Raw genomic sequence first — 22,981 nt, forward strand, 5'->3', positions numbered from 1 at the left:
AAAAACTTACTAAAGCACTAAAACTTATTCTGCCTTTTAACTCCCAGGTGATTTTCTTTAAACTTTCCTGTGAATTTTCACCACTCTTCACTCTCTGTAAGTAACTTAGTTTAAATACTTTTCCTGTTCAACATCTTTAATTTAATATATTCTAAATTTTAATTATAATTTTCTCTTATTATATTATAAGGTTTTTTAGTTGTCAATTATTTAATAATAATTTTTCTATTTTCCAACACACTGTAATATTCCATCCGCAATAGCTTGTGCAAATTTTTGTCTATATTCATCACTGCTTAATTTTTGAGCATCTGAAGGATTTGTCAAAAATCCTAATTCTGTTAATACCGCTGATGCCCTAGTATTTTTTACAACATAGAGCCAATTTCCATCCTTTAACCCCCTATTGTACGTACCTACTTCATTTACAATACTACTTTGTATAGCTTGTGCCAGTTTAGCTGCCTCTGGATTATCCTGATTTACCAAAGTTTCTGTACCTAATGCTGATTCTGAATCAAAAGAATTGCAATGAATGCACACAAAATACTTAGCATTTGCATTATTTGATACGTCACAACGCTTTTGCAAACTAGTTGTAACATCCATAGGTATTGATCTTTCATCTGTTGTTCTTGTATATACTACTTTTATTCCGTGATTTTCAAGTATTTTTCCTACTTTTAAGCCTACTGATAAAGTAACATCATCTTCTTGAAGACCATTTATTCCAGTAGCTCCTGTATCTTTTCCTCTACCATGTCCTGGATCAATACATACTATTGTACCTGAATCTGTACTTGGTGATGGTACTGGAACAGGTTTTCCTGCTACTGTTAACATTAGCTTTATAACTTTACTATATCCTGGTACTGTACCTTCATAAGTATAAGTTCCTGCACTAGAAGTATTTGCTTTTTTGCTATTCCAACTTATTGGAACCTTTTTAGTACTTCCATCACTCATAGCTGCACTTACACTAATAGGAAGATCATATGCTCCACCTTGGTCTACTGAAGCACTTATATTTGAAACAGAACTTATATTAACATTTTTATTTACTAAACTTAATGATTTTAATATTCCACCCGCTATGCCATTAGCACTTTTATTTTGAAAATCATTTGTTGATAAAAGTGAGCTTTCTTCCACATTACTCATAAATCCAAGCTCAACCATTATGGCATTTCCTTTGGTGCCTCTTAATATTTCATGTTGAGATAAACCTGACTTTACTCCCCTATCTGTAGAACCAGTTTTACTAATAAATTCACCTTGAACTGCTTGAGCTAATTTTTGTGCTATATCATCTGAATCCCTATAATAGGTTTCTGTACCTTTTGCGGTAGGTTTCTCTGGATAAGTATTACAGCGTATACTTATAAAATAATCAGCGTTAGCTTTATTTGCTATGTCGAAACGAGTCTTTAAATCATTATCCTTATTCCAGGATACACTATCACTAGTCCTTGTATAAACTACTTTTACCCCATTATTCTCTAATACTTTTCCCACTTTCAAAGCAACTGCTAAATCTATATCCTTTTCTTTTAATCCAGATGCCGAAATATTTCCTGGGTCATACCCTCCATGTGCTGCATCAATACAAACAGTATATGCACTATTTTTGCTACTGCTCTTAGTTAAAAATTCCATTTTCTCGGAATTTGCTAATTGCTTGCCTGTCACTGACTTTACATTATTTATAGTAAGACTATATCCCTTTCCACATCCATATTGTGTCTTAGGAGAAACTATTACTGATTTATTATCACTACCTATAGTTAAACTTATAGGAACTGTTTGTCCACTTTCATCCTTTACCACAAAATTAGATTCATTTACTGTGCTTTTATTCAATTCCTTGTTAAATTTTATTGTCCATGACTTATTTGTATCCACATCAGACTTTATGCCATTACCAATTATCTCATCTGCCTGGACATGTGTAGCCGCAACAAATGAGCTTAAAAATAGTAAAAAACTAAAAACTATAAATATGCTTGACCATTTAAGTTTCAAACAACCACCTCCAAATTTATATTAACACCATTTATACATACTTTATAAATCAAAATGGTTTCCCATACTTTGAACAATGTTCTAATACTTTACTTACTACATATGTTATATGTAATATTTACAGTATTATTATTGTCGCATTATGAATAATATGGGTTTAAAATGATATATTATCTATTATTATAATATAAAAAAGTTAGTTTTACACTTAAAAACTTTTTTGTAGTTACTTTTTGCATATAAATATAATAGATAAAAAAGAGCTATAATAATATAATATAGCTGATACATGGACTTTCACAAAACATTTATAAATTAGAAAGTTCATACTAATAATTTTTAAAAGAGGTGCTGTTTTTATGATAATAACTTGGCTTGGACATTCATCATTCTTAATAGAGGATTCTCACGGAAGAAAGATTCTAACAGATCCTTTTGATGAGAGTGTTGGATATAAAGTATTTGAAGGCAATGTAGATCTAGTTACAATAAGCCACCATCATTTTGATCATGATTATACACAAAAGGTGAATTTTAATAACTTAATAGATAAATCAGGATTTTTCAATTTATGTGATATTCCAGTAAAAGGAATTCCTTCTTATCATGATAAAGTTAAAGGTGCAAAAAGAGGTGAAAATGTAATTTTTGTTTTAGACGTAGATGGTTATAAAGTTTGTCATTTGGGTGATTTAGGATACGTTTTATCTCAAGATGAAATTGAAAATTTAGGACATATAGATATACTGCTTATTCCGATAGGCGGTAATTACACCATAAATGGTAAGGAAGCTTCTAAAGTAGCTAAAGCTATAAATAGTTCTATTATTATTCCTATGCACTATAAAACTCCCCTACTTTCATTTGAACTAGAAGGTTTAGAAAACTTTCTAACTTGTATGAAAAATGGTGAAAAGGTTGGCAGCAATAAATTAATTATAGAAGGACCACTTGAGAGTGAAAATACTGTTAAGATTTTAAATTTTAATTAGAGATATGCTGTATCTCTAATTAAAATTCTAAAACTATCACCTGTTTTGTGCTTAGGCTCTTTTTTACATCTATAATCCTCTGATTACTAGATCCCCTATATTTAAGATTATGACCTTTTTTATCCTCTTCAAATTTTCCATCAACTAGTACATCTATATTATTTAACAACTCTTCCCATCCCCTATGTTCATCTTTGTGCTGCAATATGTATTCAAAGGTATACCCTGTATAACACCATATATTTAAGTTCATTTCTCTTATTTTCTCAGCCATATAAGAAAATTCGCCCGCTTGTTCAAAAGGATCTCCCCCAGAAAATGTTACGCCTTTTAATATTGGATTTTTTCTTACATCTTCCAATAACTCATCCATATTTCTAAACTCGCCACCATCTGAGCAGTGAGTAGTTGGATTAAAACAACCTTTACAATTATGCTTACAACCCTGTGAAAAAACACTCGTCTCAATCCAGGTCCATTTACTAAGCTTTCATAAGCTATTCCTGCTAACTTTATCTTTTTATCTAAACTCATCTTAACTCCTCCAAATTTAATTTTTACTTTAAAAGACAGAGATATAAGTTCTCTGCCTTTTAAATATATCAATATATAATTTAATAAACGTGTTTATTACTTCCCTGAGATAACCTATCTGACCTTTCTGCTACTTTACCTGCTCCAAATCTTTCATCTAAAGAAAGATATCCTGTTACCCTTGATATTCCTTGTATATTATCACTTCCACATTTAGGACAGTTTTCTTCATCATGAAGATATGTTCCACAGTTTCTACAATACCTTATATGGAAGTTAATACCCATATAGCTTATATTTGTATTATCATAAGCATAATTTAATATATCCATTATTGTTTCCGCTGAAGGGTAATCATCCAATTCTATATAACTTATATGTCCAGCATTACATAACTTATGATAAGGTGCTTCTATATCAATCTTATCCTTTATAGATATAGGATATCCTACTGGTATATGATAAGAATTAGTATAATAATCTTTATCTGTTACACCCTTTATAATTCCAAATATCTTTTTATCTTGAGCTATAAACTTACCACTTAATCCTTCTGCTGGAGTAGCATAACAGCTCCAATTTAAATGAGTTTCTTCTATTAATTTATCTGTATAATTTCTTATATGAGTAATTACTTTTACTCCAAGTTCTCTAGATTCTTCATCTTCTCCATGATGTTTACTTGTTAGAGCTATTAAAGTTTCAGCAAGTCCTATAAATCCTATGGACCATGTTCCCTGCTTTAATATTGGTTCTATAGAATCATCAGGCTTCAAGTTTTCTGATCCTTTCATAAGTCCTTGTCCAGCTACAAATGGCAAATCCTTAACTCGTAATCTCTTAAGTACACCATATCTATGCATTAGGGATTCTTTTGCAAGTTCTAATTTACTATCTAAAAGTTTAAAGAATTTGTTTATGTCCTTTTTAGCTACAATTCCAAGTCTAGGCAAATTTATAGTTGTTGGTGCTATATTTCCCCTGCCTTCTGTTCCTGGTTTTCCATTTACATTAGCACATACATAAGTTCTACATCCCATAGTAGCAGGAATTACTCCTTGATCATAGTAAAACTTATTAAAATCTGCATCTAAATTCATAAAAGTAGGATTCATTCTTTTAGCAGCCACTCTACAAGCTAACTTAAATAAGTAGTAATAAGGATCTCCTGGTTCTTTATTTACACCTTTTTTTACTCTAAATATTATGTTAGGGAAAATAGGCTGTTCGCCCATTCCAAGACCCTTTTCATATTCTGTTAAAAATACTTCACAAACTAATGCTGAATTATCGGAATCAGGTATTCCTATATTTATAGAACTAAAAGGTACTTGTGAACCAGCTCTCGAATGCATGGTATTTAAATTGTACACGATCCCCTGCATTGATTGTTCTACAGCTCTCCTAAGTTTCTTTTCTATAATATTACTTAATTTTTTATCATCCATACCTAAATCTATAAGTTCTTTCTTTATTTCCTGTCTTGTTGGTTCTATAAACACTCCCATATCATTGTCAAAATTGGGATGAGATTGTCCTCCAAACATATCATTTTGAGTTGATTGTAGAAGTATACATGATAGTTCTGCTGCTGATTCTATTCTTCTAGGAGGTCTTATATTTCCATACCCTGTATTAAAGCCTCTTGTTAGTATTTCCTTTGTAGGTATATGTAAACAATTTGTGGTTAAATTATAACTATCTAAATCATGATAATATATGTCGCCGTTTTCATGAGCCTTAGCTAAATATTTAGGCATAATAGATAAGTTATGCCACTTATTTGATTCGCTTGCTATTCTAAGTAGCTTTGAACTAAAATTATTACCCACATTTGCATTATCCCTATCAGTCTCTACACCTATTTTTTCAATAGCTTTCATTAAATCTGATTTTATTTCTCTAATCTTATTTCTTTCTTTTCTGTAATTACAATATGCTGTCCCAATTTCTCTGTAATTATTTTTCAAAAGTGTTTTTTCAACAAAATTCTGTATTTGTTCTACATTTATTTCATCAGCATTAAGTTCTTCTAACTGCTTTATAACCTTTTGCGTTAACTCTATAAATTCACTTTCTTTTAAATCATAACCTATTTCTTCTGAAGAGCCTTTTATGGCATTAGTTATTTTTATGGAATCAAACTCTACTTTCCTGCCATCCCTCTTCACAACATGTAGCATACACCATTCCTCCAAACTACAATATATTGTGTTAAGCACTTTGATATTATACTATGGGAAAACTTTTTAAGCAATTTTTAAATTAGGGTTAATGGTATCTTACCACAATTTAGTTTTATCTATCTTTAAATTCTTTTGTTTTTTATTATACATTACGATTTGATATTTATTTTTTATGAGATATTTTTTACTTTTTGAATAATTAATGAATAAATACTAAAAATATCATTGAGGTGATATTTTATGATTGGCAAAATTATAGATATGAGTTTTACAGATGCATTTATAAGTTTTGAAGACGGGACCACATTAGACATAGGAATTTCTAGTTTGCCACCTAACTGCAAAATAGGTGATACTATAAATTTTAATCCTAAAAATATTGAACTAAAAAACGATAAACTTATAAACCTATTTTAAAACATTGAGATTGTTGAAATATTTGGTAACCCATGTTATAATTATCATGTTAATATAGTGCTAGGGGTGTCTCATCGAGGCTGAGAGATAAAATGTTTTATTAACCCTTATACCTGACCTGGATAATACCAGCGTAGGAAAGCGATATACATAAAACTATGCAAAAATTATATACTATATTTGTATACGTTTTTTATTTCCCTATTCAGGTACCTCATAGCACCAAGGAGGTATTTTCATGTCACTTAATAAAAATTTTCTAGAAATTATTTCACACCCAACATCTTTATTCGCTCTTTTAGCTTTAATACTAATTATACTTTTTATAGCAAAAGTAAAGAACGTAAAATTTAATACTCATCTTATTACTCAAATAGGAATTGCCTTAGCCCTAGCAACCATACTTAAAATATTTAGAATATATCATCTTCCTCAAGGCGGTAGTATAACTTTAGGTAGTATGATTCCTATAATTTTAATGGCCTTGCTTTACGGACCTGAAGTGGGCTTTATTACTGGTTTTCTATATGGTATTATAACCCTTATTCTAGATCCTTATATTCTTCATCCAGTTCAAGTTTTATTTGATTATCCTTTACCATTTATAGCTTTAGGCTTAGCAGGATACTTTAGAAAAAATAAAGTTTTAGCCACAATTGTGGCAGCATTTGCTCGTTTCTTGTGTCATTTTATATCAGGAGTGATATTCTTCGGAAGCTTTGCTCCAAAAGGTACATCACCTATCGTGTATTCACTTGTATCACAAGGCATTTTTATAGGTATAGAAGGTGCTATTTGTGTAGTAATTATTGCTGCATTACCTGTAAAACAATTGTCTACCATGATGACTAAAAAAATCCCGCAAAATTAAAATAAATACAGTATATAAATTAAAGCTATGAAATTAAAGCATTAACTTAATTTCATAGCTTTTTAATTTAAAATATAATTTTAAAACGGTTCTCTCCTACATTATCCTATCTTTAAAATTATGTATTAATTCTTCATATTCATTTGATTCTTCTAGAAATTTTTCCACTGTTCCATTTTCCATACTTTCAACTAAGTTTAAGTTAATAGGCATTTCTGCAAGAAGAGGTATTCCTAAATGTTCAGCATGCTCCTTAGCAGACTTCTTGCTAAATACATTTATCTTTTCTCCACATTTGCCACATTTAATATAAGCCATATTTTCTACTGCACCAATTACATTTATACCCATTTTTTCAGCCATAATAATTACCTTTTTAACTATCATTGAAACCATATCTTGAGGTGTTGAAACTACAACTAAACCTTCTAATGGCAGCTCCTGCATTATAGTCAGTGCAACATCTCCAGTTCCTGGAGGCATATCTATAAGAAGGTAATCTAACTCTTCCCATTCAGTATCAGAATACATTTGTTTTAAAACTCCTGTTATAACTGGTCCTCTCCATATAACTGGTTGTTCTTCTTGTTCTGTTAAAAGATTTAAGGATATAACCTTAATCCCTCTTGAAGTTTTTACAGGCCTAAATTTTATTTCCTCAGTATCCCCCACCTGGATCATCTCTGCTCTCTTATTATTTATGCCAAAGAATCTAGGCATTGAAGGTCCTGTTATATCTCCATCTAATACTCCAACACTATGACCAGCTTTACTTAACTCTGTTGCTAGTATTCCTGTAACAGTTGACTTACCCACTCCTCCTTTTCCGCTTATAATACCTATTATATGCTTTATTTTGCCATACTTTGGCTCTAACTTTCCACCACATCCTGTTCCTTCACTATTACAATTCCCCTTACTGGAACAACTATCGCAATTACTCATAAAAAATTTCCTCCCCTATAATATAAAAATATTTTTTTAATATATATATTTAAATAAATTAAAACTTATCAGGCTTGGTATTTGTAATATTTAAATCCCAACTTCCAGTTTTATAATTATCATCTATATAATATTTTTTTTCAGTTTTTGCTTCTTTATCCCACAACGTTACAGTGGCTTTGTACATTGTAGACTTATATCCTTCAGTCTTTATAGTCAACCAGATATCATAATTATCTTTATCTTTATCTGCTACTTTTACAGTTTTAAACTTACTGCTTAAATTACTATTAAAATCCTGCAAATCCGTAGATAGTATAAATTTAGCACAATCTACATCACTTTTTAAGTTTACCCCTATACTTTTATTTTTATTTGAATCTTTTAAATATTGATCTAAAACACCTATTATTGATTTATAATACACTTCTTTAAAATTCTTTGGTTTTCTTATATTCCAATACGTATTTATTATGTCACTATCTATTCTTTTAGATACAATATATGTTTTATTATCACTATAGAAGTTACCAGCATCTTTCTTATCCAAACCTGTAATGTAACTAAATTTATGAATCTTATTGTTACTTTCCTTCATTTCAAATGTATAATCAGGCTCCAATGAAGATTTTTTACTGGATACCTTTGCTTTAGACAGTACATCGTATATCTCATTAATAACATTTTTATCTGTAACTGTAAATCTAAATCCTTGATCCCTTGTATTTTGTATTACTATTGTTTCTATTTTACCCTGTTTTATATATTCAAAATCATTATTTTTAAGTCCAGCTTTGACTTTGAGTTCATCAATTTTGCTACATCCTGATGTAACAAAACAAAACATTAAAACCATAGCTAGAATCATGATTTTATTGTTCCTCATTTTTCCTATTTTCATTTTCAAATAAATTACCTCCCGAACTTTAAAAATTCTAAATGCTTTTACTCTTAAATTTACTTATATTATAAAGAATTACTCCAAATATTAAAGCAAATATACTTATAAATTGTGATGTAGAAAATATACCCACATTGCCCCTTGGATCATCTCTTAAAAATTCTATAAAGAACCTTCCTATACTATACAATATAACATATAAAGAAAATACTTTTCCATCACTTCTTTCTTTCCTATCATAATACAATAAGAAAAACGCAACCATAAAATCAAAAAAAGAGGAATACAGTTGGGTAGGATGTCTCATTATACCTGATGGTGCAAAAAGTGAATTTCCAAAATCAACACCTATCGGTAATGCAGTTTCTTTTCCATAACAACATCCTGCTAAAAAACAACCGATTCTCCCAAAGCCTTGTGCTAAAATCACAGTTGGTGCTACTAAATCAAAAACTTTCAGTAAGTTCCACCTTTTCTTTTTACTATAAAATACTATGCCTAAAGCTCCTCCTAATATAGCTCCATATATTACAAAACCACTGCCTATATCCTTCAATATGTTTATATTACTAACTATATTTTTTATTTCTGTTAATATATATAAAAGCTTGCCTCCTAATATACCAGTAATTATAGATATAATTGACATGTTCAATATGCTGTCTTCATCATATCCTCTTTTTTTAGCTCTATACCTTAAGAGAACAAGTGCAAAACATATTCCGATAGCAATCATCATACCATACCCATAGACATTAGTCCCAAGAATTTTAAAAAGTACTGGTCTCATAACTGTATGTTAACCTCCCATGAATGCTAATGCATTAATTTAATTGAAAATCTTAACAATATTATAGCATAAAAAAAAACTGCAATGCAGTTTTTTAATCATAGTTTACTTATCATTCTCCTTTATAGTTAAATGTCTTTACTATAGTTTTAAATATAGTTGGCATACTTTCCTTAAAATTATCTTCCCTTACAAAAAAAGAAAACCTAAAAAACTTACTTTTATTTTTTATAAAATATTCATATCCTTTATAGTATTTATTATTGGATGTTATTATAGTATAGTTAACTAAATAACCATCTTTATTATTTATTTGAACTGGTTTTATATCATAATTTTTATATAAATTCTGCTCACTGGATATCTTTTTACTTTCTTCAAGAAAATTTTTTAAATCAGTATTTAGATTCCACACTTCTACAAATCCATGAATTTTTAAATCTTTGCTATTAAAATCATTATGATATACGATTTCATTACCCGAAAACTTTTGTTCTTTAGTAATCCATTCTGATGGTAACTTATAAGTAAATTTTTTATCTAGAGCCTCATATTGTGTTAACGAATTTATGTTATTTTGTATTAATGCAGTAAACTTAAGTCTATCATCGAAATTTTTTTCCAAACCAAATAAAATAAGCATTAGTCCAATTATAATTATAGTTACTCCCAGCCTCTTCCTATTTATTATTATTACTTTCATCTTAATACCACCTTATATTTTAAATAAGAGTTTTTATTTAATTATATGAAAATAGCACCAAAAATATTAAATATTTCTGGCGCTAAATTTTTTTCCATACTACTTTTTTACTGGTATTATGATAGTAGAAGTTCTAAAGTCATAGAACATAAGCCAATAGCCTATTGTATCTTCTCTATTATCCTCACCATTTAAAGGCATCCATGTAACAAATCCAGACCTACCTCCATATGGTTGATCCATCTTAGATTTAGTTCCAGCTATAGCATATACTAAATACTTCATTTCTTCATTTTTATCAAGTTTATATCCTATCAAATAATGCTGATGCTTTTTTATATACTGATAGTAATTTATCATAGGATAATATATCATTGAATATCTACTATAATCGGACATATCGTACATAGATCTTTGAGAATCTACAGGCACCTTATACCACTTACATCGTTTTATTTCAGAACATACTTCTCCTTCGCACTCAAACCCTTGTACTAAATTTCTAAAAAATGTTTTTTCATCCATACCAGGATAGTTCTCAATTCTTTCCTGACTTATGTTAATATCCTTCTTAGGTTTTTCCTTAGATTTATGCTGTCTTATTGAATTATTATCCTCTTTCAAATTATATTGTTTATTTATATTATCTTCTTTGCTTAAGTTACTTTTTTCTTCTTGACTATGTTGATTATTTGACTTGCTTCTTTCTATATTGTTTTCAATATTTAGGTTTTCAGATTTTTTCATGTTATCTTGTTTTTTTATAACCACTTCTTCTTTTATATTGTCTTTATTATTTACTTTAACTTCTTCTTTTACATTATCATTTTTCTTTATACTAGCTTCTTGTTTTACGTTATTCTTTTTCTCTATATTAACTTCTTCTTTTACATTATCTTTTTTCTTTACATCTACTTTTTCTTTTATGTCTTCTTTCTTAATTGCCTTGTTTTCTTTTTTCATATTATTTTCTTTAGGTAAATTTTCAACATTTTTTATTTCCTTAGGCTTATTCTCTTGTTTTAGATTTTCTATGTTTTCTTCATATTTGTCAAATATACTATTAGGAGCTTCTATAGGTTTTTGTTCTTTCTCTTCCTTAACTTTCAGATCAACTACACTAAATGTTTTCCACTCAGGTATTTCAGTGCTTGCAAATCCACTCATAACAGGTATTATATTTGAATCTAAAAATTTAACTATAGCCGCACCAGAAATCTTATCCATAGATATACCAGTGCCAGCTATATTATCTGCCAAATATTCATGACAAATATCTGCTCTGCCATAATCATCTATGTTTATTTGTGCTATTTTTATAACTTTCCTTATATCCTTCTTGTTACAAATTAAAAGCATATAATAAGGAGCACTCTCTTTTTTTAGATTTTGTACATAATACGATATTTTACATTTATCGTTTTTTAGCTCCAATTTTGTGTACCCAGAAGCTACTTTATCGGAAGATATTGAATATCCTTTTTCATCTTCTTGTAGTATTATAAAATACCTACTATAACTCTTTTTTTGAGCCAACTTCCTATACCTCCATATATCTTATTCATTATAATATATGAAGTAAAATTCAAAAAGTGAACAACTAGTTATAATATTGTAAAAAGTTTATTGTAAATCATATATTGAATCTGATAATTTTCCAAACTCATCTAGTGATAATGTCTCTCCTCGTCTTTTAGAATCAATACCTGCATTAGTAAATGCCATCTCTAACTGTTCCTTATTTAACCCTATACTCTTAAGACCATTCCAAAGAGTTTTTCTTCTCATATTAAAAGAACTTCTTACTATTTTAAAAAACAATTCTTCATTTTTAACTTTTACTTTAGGTTCTGAAAGTTTATTTAATTTTATAACTATGGAATCAACTTTAGGTCTAGGTATAAAGGAATCTGAACTTACTTTTCTTACTATCTCCACATCACAATAATACTGCACAAGTATAGAAAGAGCTCCATATTCCTTTGTACTAGGCTTTGCCGCAATCCTTTCTCCAACTTCTTTTTGAATCATTATAGTTAATGATTCAAATTTATAATTTTCCTTTAACAATTTTGATATTATAGGTGTAGTAACATAATAAGGTAAGTTTGCTACTACCTTAGTACTGTTTTCTGTTCCTATAAGCTCGTTAAAATCTGTTTTCAATGCATCTTTATGTATTAATTCAAAATTATCAAATTCCTTAAGCTCTTCATTTAAAATAGGTATTAAATCAGAATCTAATTCAATAGCATAAACTTTCTTTGCTTTTTTTAAAAGTTCCTTTGTTAAAGTTCCAACTCCAGGACCTATTTCTATTACCAAATCATCTTTATTAACATTAGCATTATCAACTATATCCTGCAAAACAGAATCATCTATTAAAAAATTCTGTCCAAGACTTTTTGAAAACTTAAATCCATATTTTTTTACTATATCTTTAGTAGACAAATTTTCCATATTATTTCTCCTTATTTATCTTATTTATTGCATGTATAAATTCTTCTCGAGTAATACCATAATTATTAAGTCTAGTTAAAAATTGAGCCGAATTACAATACCCTATTCCAAGCTCCTTACCAAGAAATTCTCTTCTTTCTTTTGATTTATTGTTTCCAGTGAGTTCAAAAAAAATCATATCATTTATGTCGAAATTTTCTACTTTTTCTTTTACCTCGCACTTAGCGTTTTCTAAAGCTCTTATTATTACATCTGGCTCAGCATTTTCAACACCTATATCACCATTTTTCGTTCCATCCTCTTGAGCTATATACGCATGTTTTATTCCCTTTACTCTTTTAGATATAATTCTTCTTATTTTTTCTCCTGCAAAATCAGGATCAGTAAAAACTATTACACCTTGTCTTTTTTGTGCTTCCTTTATTCTTTCTATAACTTTAGCATTAATACCAAAGCCACCAACTGCTATAATTTCTGCATCTACTGCTCTTTTTACTGCAGTAATATCATCTCTTCCCTCAACAACAATAACTTCTTTAATCATAAGTTTTTATTGACTTAAAAATTAAAAAATAATAAGTCAACATCCTCCTTCTTTACTATATTAATTCTTACTACATAGAAAAAAATAGGAGCCTTCGCTCCTATTTAACTAAGTACACATTAACCCACTTTACGCCCCAATTTTCTGCTTCTGAATTAGAATCGAAGAATAAATCTATTCTATTGCCTTTTATAGCTCCACCTGTATCTTCAGCAACAGCATACCCATATCCTTCAATGTAGAGTTTAGTGCCCAGGGGAATAACTCTTGGATCAACTGCTACAGAACTGTAACTACCTACATTTCTTTTTGCTACAGTACCTGAAGTCGTAATTCCAAAATCAGGATCACCAGGACCTTTTCCTGTACTCTCATAGTCTGAAGTATAACCAGTAGCTCTCATTTTAATAACTGTAGTATATGGAATTCTAACTCCACGAGAAGGAGTATAAACACTTAATGCTCCCATAGCTACAACCTTTTGCACTGGCTGTTTTTTTATCGTCTCACATATTACTTTTCTTGAAATTTCTTTGCCATCTTCATAGACAATTCTAGTCATTGTTTCTTTTTCCCCAGACTGTCCTTCTTGTATTATTTTATTAGTTCCTTGTTCTGCTTCTTCATCTTTTTTTACTACTGTTGTATAATCTAATGTTTTAATTTCCTTAACATCTTTTGTCTGAACTCTTGTTACTACTACTTTTAGTCCTTCCTTAATAGTTGAATTTTTACTTGGATATACTTTATCAGATTTATGAATCCCCATTTTTTCTGCCTGCAACATTTTTTCAACATTATCTTCCGCAGACTTTATATCCAATTTTTTTCCATCTACAGCGACTTGAATACTCACTGCTCTTTTTATGGATACTTTTGAGCCATTTTCAACTTTACTATTAAGGCTAATTGTAGTTTTGTCCTTTGGTCCTACAGTTATTCCATTATTACCTAATGCACTTTTATAAGTACCACTTAAAGTGGTAATTTTCCTATCTTTACCATCTACAGAAACTGTTATTGTCTTTCTTGCGCTGCTAATTAATACTACTGAAACTATTAAAACTATTAAAGTCAAGTACGTATACATAGCTTTAGGACCATTGGAAAAATAACTTTTTAAATAATTTTTTAATTTTTCCACCACAAAAATACCTCCTCCTGGTAAGAACGACATTCCTATTATAAGTGCAGTGACGAATTCTGTCAAATATCGCCTTAACATTTTAGACCGTCTAATGCAAATTTTTGCATAAAACTTAATTATAAAATATAATATGATAGCAATTTTTATTAACAGTCTAAAAAATACTTTTGGTGGAATTTTTATGAAACTCATTATAATTATATGATACAAATCAACATATAATTACCTAAATATGGAATTAATAAAAAATTTAAAAAATGCAATTTAATTTTACACTACTAAACTATATTTAGCAACCTTTGGATATTAGAAATAGTTTTAGAACTCACCTCCTCACTACTTATACCTTTGATTTCCGCTATTTTTTCTATTATACAAGCTATATATTCGGATCTATTTCTTTTTCCTCTAAAAGGAACCGGTGCCATATAGGGACAATCAGTCTCTACTAATATCCTATCTAACGGAATTTCCTTTACTACATCTATAACTTTTTTTGCATTTTTAAATGTTACTACCCCAGTAAAGCCTATATAATATCCTAGCTTTAAACACTCTCTTGCAAATTCTACACTACCGGAGAAACAATGTATTTCTCCTTTAACTTCAGGGAAACTTTTTATAATATCTAATGTATCTTTATGCGCATCTCTATCATGTATAATTACAGGCAGTTTAAGTTCCCTTGCAAGTTCTATCTGCTTTATAAATGCATTTCTTTGAATTTCTCTATCAGGGTTTTCTTCATAATAATAATCAAGACCTATTTCTCCTATAGCCTTAACTTTAATATTTTTAGCTAATTGTTTTAATTCAAATATAGTTTTCTCTGTTAATTTATCAGCATACTCAGGATGAATGCCTACCGCTGCATAAAAAGATTCATACTTATCTGCTAGCACAACAGAAGCTCTACTTCCCTCTATAGATGCTCCACAATTTAGAACTCCTACTATTTCATTTTGTCTCAATTCTTTTATTATGGATTGTCTATCCTCATCAAATTGTTCATCATCATAATGTGCATGAGCATCAAATATTCTTATTTTCTTATTAGTTAATTCTACACTGTTATCCATTGTATCTCTCCATTTATAATACTTAAGTATAATTTTTATCCTATATATCTAAGTAAATCAACCTTATTTTTCATTAAGCAAAGTATTATATTAGCTAAATTACTAGATAAATTTAACTGAACCAGACCTCACTCAATTTGTTTTAATATTGAATATTGATGATTAAAAATTTGCAATTGCATATTTCCATTTTATTACATTTAATTTTATAGTCAACCCTTTGCTATTATAATATAGTCCATTTTTCTGAGAAAACCTAAGTTTTACTCAATCATATTAATTTTTATGACATTAATAATAAATAAGTATAAAAAAATTTAAAAATGACTATTTATTTCAAATTTTGCTAAAATAAATAGTCATTTTCAATACTCAATTTAAATTCTTATCTGATCGCTACCATTGCTAAAACCCCTACCTTCTATCAAAGTGGGAGATAAGCACTTTACGCGCCTAGATAAGTTCTTCTAAGGTTCAGGTTACGATTGTATTTCTCATAAGCAAACTCCACCTGAGCCTAAGAATCACTTGATATCATGCTCCCTTTAAAATTATCTTACAATACTACCTGTAGGAAGTTCTGATTCAATAGTAGCTGTAAACAGTTTACTGTCATCATCTGTAGCTGCTGATAATATCATTCCCTGAGAAAGTTCTCCTCTTAGTTTTACAGGTTTTAAATTTGCTACAAGTATTACATTTTTACCTACTAATTCTTCTGGTTTATAGAATTTTGCTATTCCTGAAACTACCTGTCTCTCTTCTCCACCTAAATCTACTTTCAATTTAAGAAGTTTTTTAGCTCCCTTTACTGGTTCGCAAGCTAATACTTTAACTATTCTTAAATCTAATTTTTCAAAATCATCAATTGTTATTTCTTCTTTCACTGGCTGCATTTTTGGTCCTTTAGCTGCAGCTTGCTGTTCCTTAAGTTTATTTAATTCCTCAATTTTTTCATCTACATCTATTCTTGGAAATAAAAGCTCTCCTTTGCTTACTTTTTTTCCTGCTTTAGTTCCATTGAAAGATGTTATACTATCCCAAGTTACAACTTGAGTATTTAATTGTTTATTTACCTTCTCACTAGTTTCAGGCAAAAATGCTGATAAGCATACTGAAACTATTCTCAATGATTCTAATAAGTTATAAAGTACAGTTCCTAACCTTTCCTTTTTACTTTCATCTTTTGCAAGTATCCAAGGAGTAGTTTCATCTATATATTTATTTGCTCTTCCAATAAGCTCCCATATACTATCTAGTGCTTCTGGAATTCTCAAATTATCTATACACTGTTCCACAGCTTTAGGAGTATTTAGTGCAATTTGTATAAGATCATCATCTAATGCTTCCTTAGCTGTTGAAGCTGGAATTATTCCATCAAAATACTTTTCTACCATAGCACAAGTTCTTGATAAAAGATTTCCTAAGTCATTTGCTAAATCTGAATTTATCTTTTTTATAAATATTTCATTATTAAATAACCCATCTGCTCCAAATGGTATTTCTCTTAATAGATAATATCTTACAGGATCTGTGCCAAAATGATTTACCAAAAGTACAGGATCTACCACATTTCCTTTAGATTTTGACATTTTTCCCCCATCTACTAAAAGTCATCCATGGCCAAATACCTGCTTTGGTAGTGGAAGACCTAATGCCATAAGCATAATTGGCCAATAAATTGTATGGAATCTTAATATATCTTTACCTACTAAATGAACATCTGCTGGCCAATACTTATTATATAAATCTGAATTACTGCTTCCATATCCAAGAGCTGTTATATAGTTTGCTAAAGCATCTACCCATACGTATACAACATGCTTCTCATCAAAAGTTACTGGTATTCCCCAGTCAAAAGAAGTTCTTGAAACACAAAGATCCTGCAATCCTGGTTTTAAGAAATTATTTATCATTTCATTCTTTCTTGATTCTGGTTGAATAAATTCTGGATGATTTTCTATATACTCTATAAGCTTAGGCGCATATTTTGACATTTTAAAGAAGTATGCTTCTTCTTTAGCTTTTTCAACAGGTCTTCCACAGTCAGGACACTTTCCATCTACAGCCTGAGTTTCTGTCCAAAAAGATTCACAAGGTGTACAATACCAGCCTTCATAAGAATCCTTATATATATCTCCTTGATCATATAACTTTTTAAATATATCTTGAACTGCTTTTATATGATAATCATCTGTGGTTCTTATAAACTTATCATAGCTTATATTCATCATTTTCCAAAGATCTTTTATACCTGCAACTATTTCGTCAACATAAGCTTTAGGCGTTACACCTTTTGCTTCTGCTAATCTTTGAATTTTTTGTCCATGCTCATCTGAACCTGTTAAAAACATTACATCGTGTCCTGTAAGTCTTTTAAATCTTGCTAATGCATCAGCAGCAACTGTAGTGTATGTGTTTCCTATATGAAGCTTAGCTGATGGATAATAAATTGGTGTTGTAATATAATACGGTTTTTTACACATTTCCTATTCCTCCTCAAAAATTTACAAATTTCCAAATATAAAACTTATTTTTATTATTTCTAAATAAGAAATATAAAAAACCTCTATATGAAGTAATTCTTCATATAGAGGTGTATGTAACACTTTACCACTCTATTTTATCTTTATTTCACAATAAAGACCTCAATAAGTAACTCAAACTACTATAAGAGTCTTTTATTACTTTGCACTATAACGGTTGCTTCCGTGTTAATTTACTATAATTTCAATCAACATGCTCTGGAGCCATGTTCATAAACTATTTTATCATCGGCTTTCACCCAATCCGACTCTCTTTAGATATTTTCATTTACTACTCTTTCCTTCTCAGCATTTCAATTTTTATAATATTCCATGTGTTTAATAATGTCAATAGTATTTTAATATATTTTACCCTTTTTCAATTTCATCATACTTTTTTTTCACAGATTTTAAATCTTGCCAGAACAACACTTTTTTACTCTCATCTCTAAATAAAGCTGCTGGGTGAAAAGTAGCCAAAATATAGCATCCTTTTTTCTCTATCCATTTGCCTCTATCTCTTGTTATTCTAAAATCATTTCCTAAAATATGTTTCATAGCAGTTGATCCTAAGCATACTATAATTTTAGGTTTAACCAAAGCTACCTGATTCCTTAGATATGGTAAACATGCTTCAACTTCATCTTCATAAGGCACTCTATTATTATCTGGCCTACACTTGCATATATTACATATATAATAATCATCTTCTCTTACTAAATTTAACGCTGTAAGTCCTTTTGTTAAAAGCTGTCCTGCTCTACCTACAAAAGGCAATCCAATTCTATCTTCATCCGCTCCTGGAGCCTCTCCCACAAAAATTATTTTTGACCTTGGATTTCCATCCCCAAATACCACATTATTTCTTTTATCTCCTAAATTGCATTTGTGACACTGTATACATTCGTCATACAACTCTCTCCACTTTAGCAAATTGTCCACCTCTCATCCATAGTTATTATCTAAAATTACTTTTTAAATATAGATATACAACATCAAAATTAAATCTTGCATTACTTCGATAAATGCTAAAATTTAATTTTGATTCTATAACAAGATTAAAATTTTCAAGTTGGATATCTATATTGTATTTAAATTTTATATTTAAAACAAACTTTAAATTATAATGTTGTTTTATTTTATGAAATAAAGTACCATTTATATTATACTACAGTAATTTAACAAACTTTGGCCCTAAAAATAAGTTATTCCTCACAAGCAAACTCCACCTCAGTTTAAAAATCACTTGATAAATGACTACTTAAATTTCATATAATAATATTATTATAAAACTTTATTTAACTGGAATAATAATTTAATTATTTATAAAAATGTCTTATGGAGGTAACAAATGTTTGACCGCAGTACTATAAAAGATGTATTAGACCTTGCATTTCCTGCAGTAGGTGAAATGATTCTATATATGATGATATGGGTATTTGATACTATGATGGTAGGACAATATGGAGGCAATGTAGCTGTAAGTTCTGTAGGACTAGGTTCGGAAATACTCTATACATTTTCCAATATTTTTATAGCTATGGGTTTATCCGTAGGTATTACTTCCTTAGTCGCTAGACAAATAGGCGCTAAAAACCTTGATTTAGCAGAAGAATATTTATCCATAGGCTTTCTACTCGCCTTAATAATATCTGTTGTTATATTTTTATTAACATTTTTCTTTTGTGATAACATACTAAAAGTAGCAGGTGCTACAGGTGAGGTAATATATACAGGAAAAGTATTTATGAAAATAGCTTCCTTTGGAATTCTATTTTATATGCTTATGAATGTATTAAATGCAACTTTGAGAGGATGTAAAAACACCAGGACTCCTTTAATTGCTTCTATATTAGTTAATATAGTAAATCTAAGCTTGGACTGGCTATTAATTTTCGGTCACTATGGCTTCCCAGCGTTAGGTGTTAAAGGAGCAGCAATAGCTACTTGTTCTGCCCAAATTTCAGGATTTTTATTTATATTGTTCTATACAATAAAAAAATCTAAAATTAAGCCTAAACTTAAATATATAACCAATCTTAATTTAAAAAGGTTAAAAGAGTTATTAAAACTTAGTATTCCCGCTTCCTTTCAAGAAGCAGCTTTTTCTACAAGTAGATTACTATGTGTATTTATGATTATGCACCTTGGAAATATAGCTTTTGCAGCTAATCAAATTGTAACTACTATAGAATCAGTTTCTTATATGCCTGGATGGGGTTTTGCTGTAGCTGGTACTACCTTAGCAGGTCATAAATTTGGAGAAAAAAACTTTAAAAGGGCTAAAGAATATGCTTACACTTGTATGATACTTGGCACTATCTTAATGGCTTTTTGCGCTATTTTATATATAATTTTTCCTGGTTTTTTTATAAATCTTTTTATAAATTCAAAAGAAAAAGATGTTATAAGATTAGGTACTTTATGCCTTATGGTAGCTGCTGCAGAACAAATTCCTATGGCAATTTCCATGATACTTGGGGGTGCTCTTAAAGGTATAGGTGACACAAAAACGCCTTTTCTTATTTCATTAGTTTCTAGCTGGGTACTAAGACTACCTTTAATGTTTTATTTCGTTTATATACTAAAAGTTTCTGTAGTATATGTGTGGTGGATTACTACTATTCAATGGGCATTTGAAGGTATAGTAATGGCTATTCTATTCAAACGAAAATTTAGATCACTTTCAAAACAAGTACAATACGACAAAACATTTTAGAGGACATAGGACAATTGACATAGGACAGTGAAGGATGATTTTTCTCCGCTACACTACAAAAAATCTTTAATTAAATTTTTGAATGCTCGTTTTGATAAAGCAAAACATTGCTGATTTATATAAATTTAAAGCTTCTTTTGCATTAGCAAAAGAGGCTTTAAAATAAATTAGTTTTCTGACGTAAGGAAGAAAACTTACCTTCATTGTCCTCTGTCCTCTGTCAATTGTCCTCTTAAAAATAATATGTCACATTATTTTTAATTTGTAATTCTAAAACATAATCCTTGCTAAAGTTACTGCCATGACAATTGAAACACAATCTGCCATAACTGCTGCCCAAAGAGTATGTCTTATCTTTTTTATTCCTACAGCACCAAAATACACTGTAAGTGTATAAAATATTGTTTCTGTAGATCCCATAATTATAGAAGCAACTCTCCCTATGTAACTATCTACTCCAAATTTATTTAGAGTTTCCGCAAAAATACCTAAAGCACCGCTGCCAGATAAAGGTTTTATTAATACTAATGGTACAACTTCCGGTGGAAGCCCTATAATCTTGACAAAAGGTTTTATAATAAGTATAAAGCAATCTAAAGCTTTAGACTCTCTGAAAACGCCCACTGCTACTAGCATAGCTAATAAGTATGGAAAGATTCTAACACATATAGCAAGTCCTTCTTTTGCACCTTCTACAAAACATTCATATACCTTAACCCCTTTAAATATTCCATACGCAGTTATAGATATAATAATTATAGGAACTATTGACTTTATTATGTAATCCAAAATTACACCTCCATTTAATTTTATATGTGCTAAACACTACTTAATTTAAAAATATCGTTGCAATATTTTGCAAAATATTATTCCAAGTAGTGCTGCAGTACCAGTAGCTATTATCCCGGGCAATATAGTTTCTCCTGGATTTTGGGATCCTACTGCTGCACGCATTGATATAACAGTGGTAGGTATAAATTGTATACACGCTGCATTTATTACTAAAAACAATGCCATATCATTACTAGCTGAAGTATTTTTCTTATTTAATCTATCTAATTCCTCCATAGCTTTAATTCCAAAAGGAGTAGCCGCATTAGAAAGTCCCATCATATTTGCAGTTAAGTTCATTACTATAGCTCCCATTGCTTTTTCATCTTTAGACGCTTCTTTAAAAATCAACTTTAATATTGGTTTTAAAACCTTTGCTAGTTTATCCGTAAGTCCGCTTTTTTCAGCAATCTTCATTACTCCACACCATAAACACATTATGCCTAATAAACTTATAGTTAGTTTTACTGTAGATTCTGTAGAAGACACTATTGCCCTGGATATATTTGCCCCTCGCCCATTGAAAATACCTAACATTATTCCAAATCCTAAAATAAAAAACCATATATAATTTATCATCTACTTATCTCCTTTTCATATCTAGTGTAAATACTTGTACACTAATTGATTTTATTTAGCTCATTAATATATATGTTTAATTTGCATTGAAATTGCTTAATTATTTTTTTATCTACAACTTTTACTATAATAAAAATTTAACTTTACAGTTACGATGCTATAAGTTATTATTACTATTGAAATTAAAATTTAATAGTGCTACCATTTATATTATGTGTAACTTTTTAAGAATCGGAGGTTTGAAATGACCATTAAGGAAATAATGCAGTATATAGAAAGTGAGTATTCTGTTATAAATGATACTCCTTGTGAAATATGTGGTGGTGAATATTTAGCAGAAGACTTAAAAATTAATATAATAGATGATATTCCATATGACATATGCTCTTGTATATGTTCTAATTGTGGACATGAAAAGAGTTTTGAATTTTGTGCTCCATTTATAGATGATGATAGTTTAAAAAAAGCTAAAAATATATTGAACTAAAGGAGAATCATAAATGAAAGAAGGAAATTTAGAATTAGCTCAAAAGGACATCGATGAGGCTTTAAACACCATTCAATACATGGAAGAAAACTTATGTAAAGAAAACCTTCCTAAAGAAGTAATATTAGAAAAATTCAAGATTCTTACAGAAAAAGTAAGCAAATTAGAAATAATATTAAAAGAAGAAGGATTACTTGAGTAATAAAACCCTCTTTTAAAATTATTTTTCGTAAAAAATTAATATTTAAC

General features: G+C 29.5%; 20 protein-coding genes, 2 pseudogenes, 1 riboswitch and 2 other annotated features (1 of these 25 only partly in view). Of the genes and pseudogenes, 6 read left to right on the forward strand and 16 right to left on the reverse strand.

The genetic code is table 11. From position 1 onward, the window contains the following. Positions 1-140 (reverse strand) — a binding site (T-box leader); it reaches 88 nt to the left of the window's first position. Positions 141-225: 85 nt separating this feature from the next. Then, positions 226-2,022, reverse strand: a complete 1,797-nt coding sequence (locus tag HBE96_RS02595; RefSeq protein ID WP_169296208.1) for an N-acetylmuramoyl-L-alanine amidase — start codon at positions 2,020-2,022, stop codon at positions 226-228. Positions 2,023-2,381: 359 nt separating this feature from the next. Between HBE96_RS02595 and HBE96_RS02600 the strand changes: the two genes are divergently transcribed. Next, positions 2,382-3,014, forward strand: a complete 633-nt coding sequence (locus tag HBE96_RS02600; protein WP_169296209.1) for an MBL fold metallo-hydrolase — start codon at positions 2,382-2,384, stop codon at positions 3,012-3,014. A 19-nt stretch (positions 3,015-3,033) separates the two neighbouring features. Here the strand turns inward: HBE96_RS02600 and nrdG are convergent. Together nrdG and HBE96_RS02610 are read right to left on the reverse strand one after the other, a co-directional pair. Further along, a pseudogene (nrdG, locus tag HBE96_RS02605) lies at positions 3,034-3,548 on the reverse strand (anaerobic ribonucleoside-triphosphate reductase activating protein). Between the two features lie 80 nt (positions 3,549-3,628). Beyond that, a complete protein-coding gene (locus HBE96_RS02610; protein ID WP_169296210.1) occupies positions 3,629-5,731 on the reverse strand; it encodes an anaerobic ribonucleoside triphosphate reductase in 2,103 nt (700 codons plus the stop codon). 243 nt (positions 5,732-5,974) lie between these two features. Here HBE96_RS02610 and HBE96_RS02615 point away from each other — a divergent pair, with 243 nt between their 5' ends. Continuing rightward, on the forward strand, positions 5,975-6,151 hold the full coding sequence (locus HBE96_RS02615) for a hypothetical protein (RefSeq protein WP_169296211.1): 177 nt from the start codon (positions 5,975-5,977) through the stop codon (positions 6,149-6,151). A 52-nt stretch (positions 6,152-6,203) separates the two neighbouring features. Then, positions 6,204-6,308, forward strand: a riboswitch (TPP riboswitch). Positions 6,309-6,389: 81 nt separating this feature from the next. After that, the gene (gene thiT / locus HBE96_RS02620; RefSeq protein ID WP_169296212.1) at positions 6,390-7,022 is read left to right on the forward strand and encodes an energy-coupled thiamine transporter ThiT; all 633 of its coding nucleotides are present in this window, start codon (positions 6,390-6,392) and stop codon (positions 7,020-7,022) included. A gap of 96 nt (positions 7,023-7,118) precedes the next feature. On the opposite strand, the gene HBE96_RS02625 is transcribed toward thiT, so the two are convergent. The 11 genes and pseudogenes from HBE96_RS02625 to HBE96_RS02675 form a co-directional block, all read right to left on the reverse strand. After that, positions 7,119-7,967 carry an Mrp/NBP35 family ATP-binding protein gene (locus HBE96_RS02625; protein ID WP_169296213.1) on the reverse strand — a complete coding sequence of 283 codons (849 nt, stop codon included), beginning with the start codon at positions 7,965-7,967 and terminating at the stop codon, positions 7,119-7,121. Positions 7,968-8,025: 58 nt separating this feature from the next. Then, entirely contained in the window at positions 8,026-8,868 is an 843-nt protein-coding gene (locus HBE96_RS02630; RefSeq protein WP_243186811.1) for a YhfM domain-containing protein, read from the reverse strand. 34 nt (positions 8,869-8,902) lie between these two features. Then, positions 8,903-9,658 (reverse strand): prolipoprotein diacylglyceryl transferase, encoded by a 756-nt coding sequence (locus HBE96_RS02635; RefSeq protein ID WP_169296214.1) that lies wholly within the window; start codon positions 9,656-9,658, stop codon positions 8,903-8,905. Between the two features lie 112 nt (positions 9,659-9,770). Next, the gene (locus HBE96_RS02640; protein ID WP_169296215.1) at positions 9,771-10,361 is read right to left on the reverse strand and encodes a hypothetical protein; all 591 of its coding nucleotides are present in this window, start codon (positions 10,359-10,361) and stop codon (positions 9,771-9,773) included. Between the two features lie 99 nt (positions 10,362-10,460). Continuing rightward, complete coding sequence (locus HBE96_RS02645; protein WP_169296216.1) at positions 10,461-11,897, reverse strand: hypothetical protein; 1,437 nt, start codon at positions 11,895-11,897, stop codon at positions 10,461-10,463. 87 nt (positions 11,898-11,984) lie between these two features. Then, on the reverse strand, positions 11,985-12,812 hold the full coding sequence (gene rsmA / locus HBE96_RS02650) for a 16S rRNA (adenine(1518)-N(6)/adenine(1519)-N(6))-dimethyltransferase RsmA (protein WP_281064322.1): 828 nt from the start codon (positions 12,810-12,812) through the stop codon (positions 11,985-11,987). Between the two features lie 10 nt (positions 12,813-12,822). Next, a complete protein-coding gene (rnmV, locus tag HBE96_RS02655; protein WP_169296218.1) occupies positions 12,823-13,365 on the reverse strand; it encodes a ribonuclease M5 in 543 nt (180 codons plus the stop codon). A gap of 100 nt (positions 13,366-13,465) precedes the next feature. Next, positions 13,466-14,512, reverse strand: a complete 1,047-nt coding sequence (locus HBE96_RS02660) for a 3D domain-containing protein (RefSeq protein WP_169296219.1) — start codon at positions 14,510-14,512, stop codon at positions 13,466-13,468. Between the two features lie 278 nt (positions 14,513-14,790). Continuing rightward, positions 14,791-15,591, reverse strand: coding sequence for a TatD family hydrolase (locus HBE96_RS02665; protein WP_169296220.1), 801 nt, complete (start codon positions 15,589-15,591; stop codon positions 14,791-14,793). Positions 15,592-16,142: 551 nt separating this feature from the next. Beyond that, positions 16,143-18,077, reverse strand: a pseudogene (gene metG, locus HBE96_RS02670) (methionine--tRNA ligase). Positions 18,078-18,180: 103 nt separating this feature from the next. Further along, positions 18,181-18,433 (reverse strand) — a binding site (T-box leader). Between the two features lie 52 nt (positions 18,434-18,485). Then, positions 18,486-19,049, reverse strand: a complete 564-nt coding sequence (locus tag HBE96_RS02675) for a uracil-DNA glycosylase (protein ID WP_169296221.1) — start codon at positions 19,047-19,049, stop codon at positions 18,486-18,488. 418 nt (positions 19,050-19,467) lie between these two features. Between HBE96_RS02675 and HBE96_RS02680 the strand changes: the two genes are divergently transcribed. Beyond that, positions 19,468-20,835 carry an MATE family efflux transporter gene (locus tag HBE96_RS02680; RefSeq protein WP_169296222.1) on the forward strand — a complete coding sequence of 456 codons (1,368 nt, stop codon included), beginning with the start codon at positions 19,468-19,470 and terminating at the stop codon, positions 20,833-20,835. A gap of 270 nt (positions 20,836-21,105) precedes the next feature. On the opposite strand, the gene HBE96_RS02685 is transcribed toward HBE96_RS02680, so the two are convergent. Together HBE96_RS02685 and HBE96_RS02690 are read right to left on the reverse strand one after the other, a co-directional pair. Further along, positions 21,106-21,624: a spore maturation protein gene (locus HBE96_RS02685; protein WP_169296223.1), complete on the reverse strand. Its 519-nt coding sequence runs from the start codon at positions 21,622-21,624 to the stop codon at positions 21,106-21,108. A gap of 45 nt (positions 21,625-21,669) precedes the next feature. Next, positions 21,670-22,245: a nucleoside recognition domain-containing protein gene (locus HBE96_RS02690; RefSeq protein WP_169296224.1), complete on the reverse strand. Its 576-nt coding sequence runs from the start codon at positions 22,243-22,245 to the stop codon at positions 21,670-21,672. A gap of 244 nt (positions 22,246-22,489) precedes the next feature. Here HBE96_RS02690 and HBE96_RS02695 point away from each other — a divergent pair, with 244 nt between their 5' ends. Beyond that, a complete protein-coding gene (locus tag HBE96_RS02695; RefSeq protein ID WP_169296225.1) occupies positions 22,490-22,732 on the forward strand; it encodes a metal-binding protein in 243 nt (80 codons plus the stop codon). Between the two features lie 13 nt (positions 22,733-22,745). Beyond that, complete coding sequence (locus HBE96_RS02700; RefSeq protein WP_169296226.1) at positions 22,746-22,934, forward strand: hypothetical protein; 189 nt, start codon at positions 22,746-22,748, stop codon at positions 22,932-22,934. The last annotated feature ends 47 nt before the right edge of the window (positions 22,935-22,981 follow it).

Source organism: Clostridium muellerianum (assembly GCF_012926525.1).
GTDB lineage: Bacteria > Bacillota > Clostridia > Clostridiales > Clostridiaceae > Clostridium_AM > Clostridium_AM muellerianum.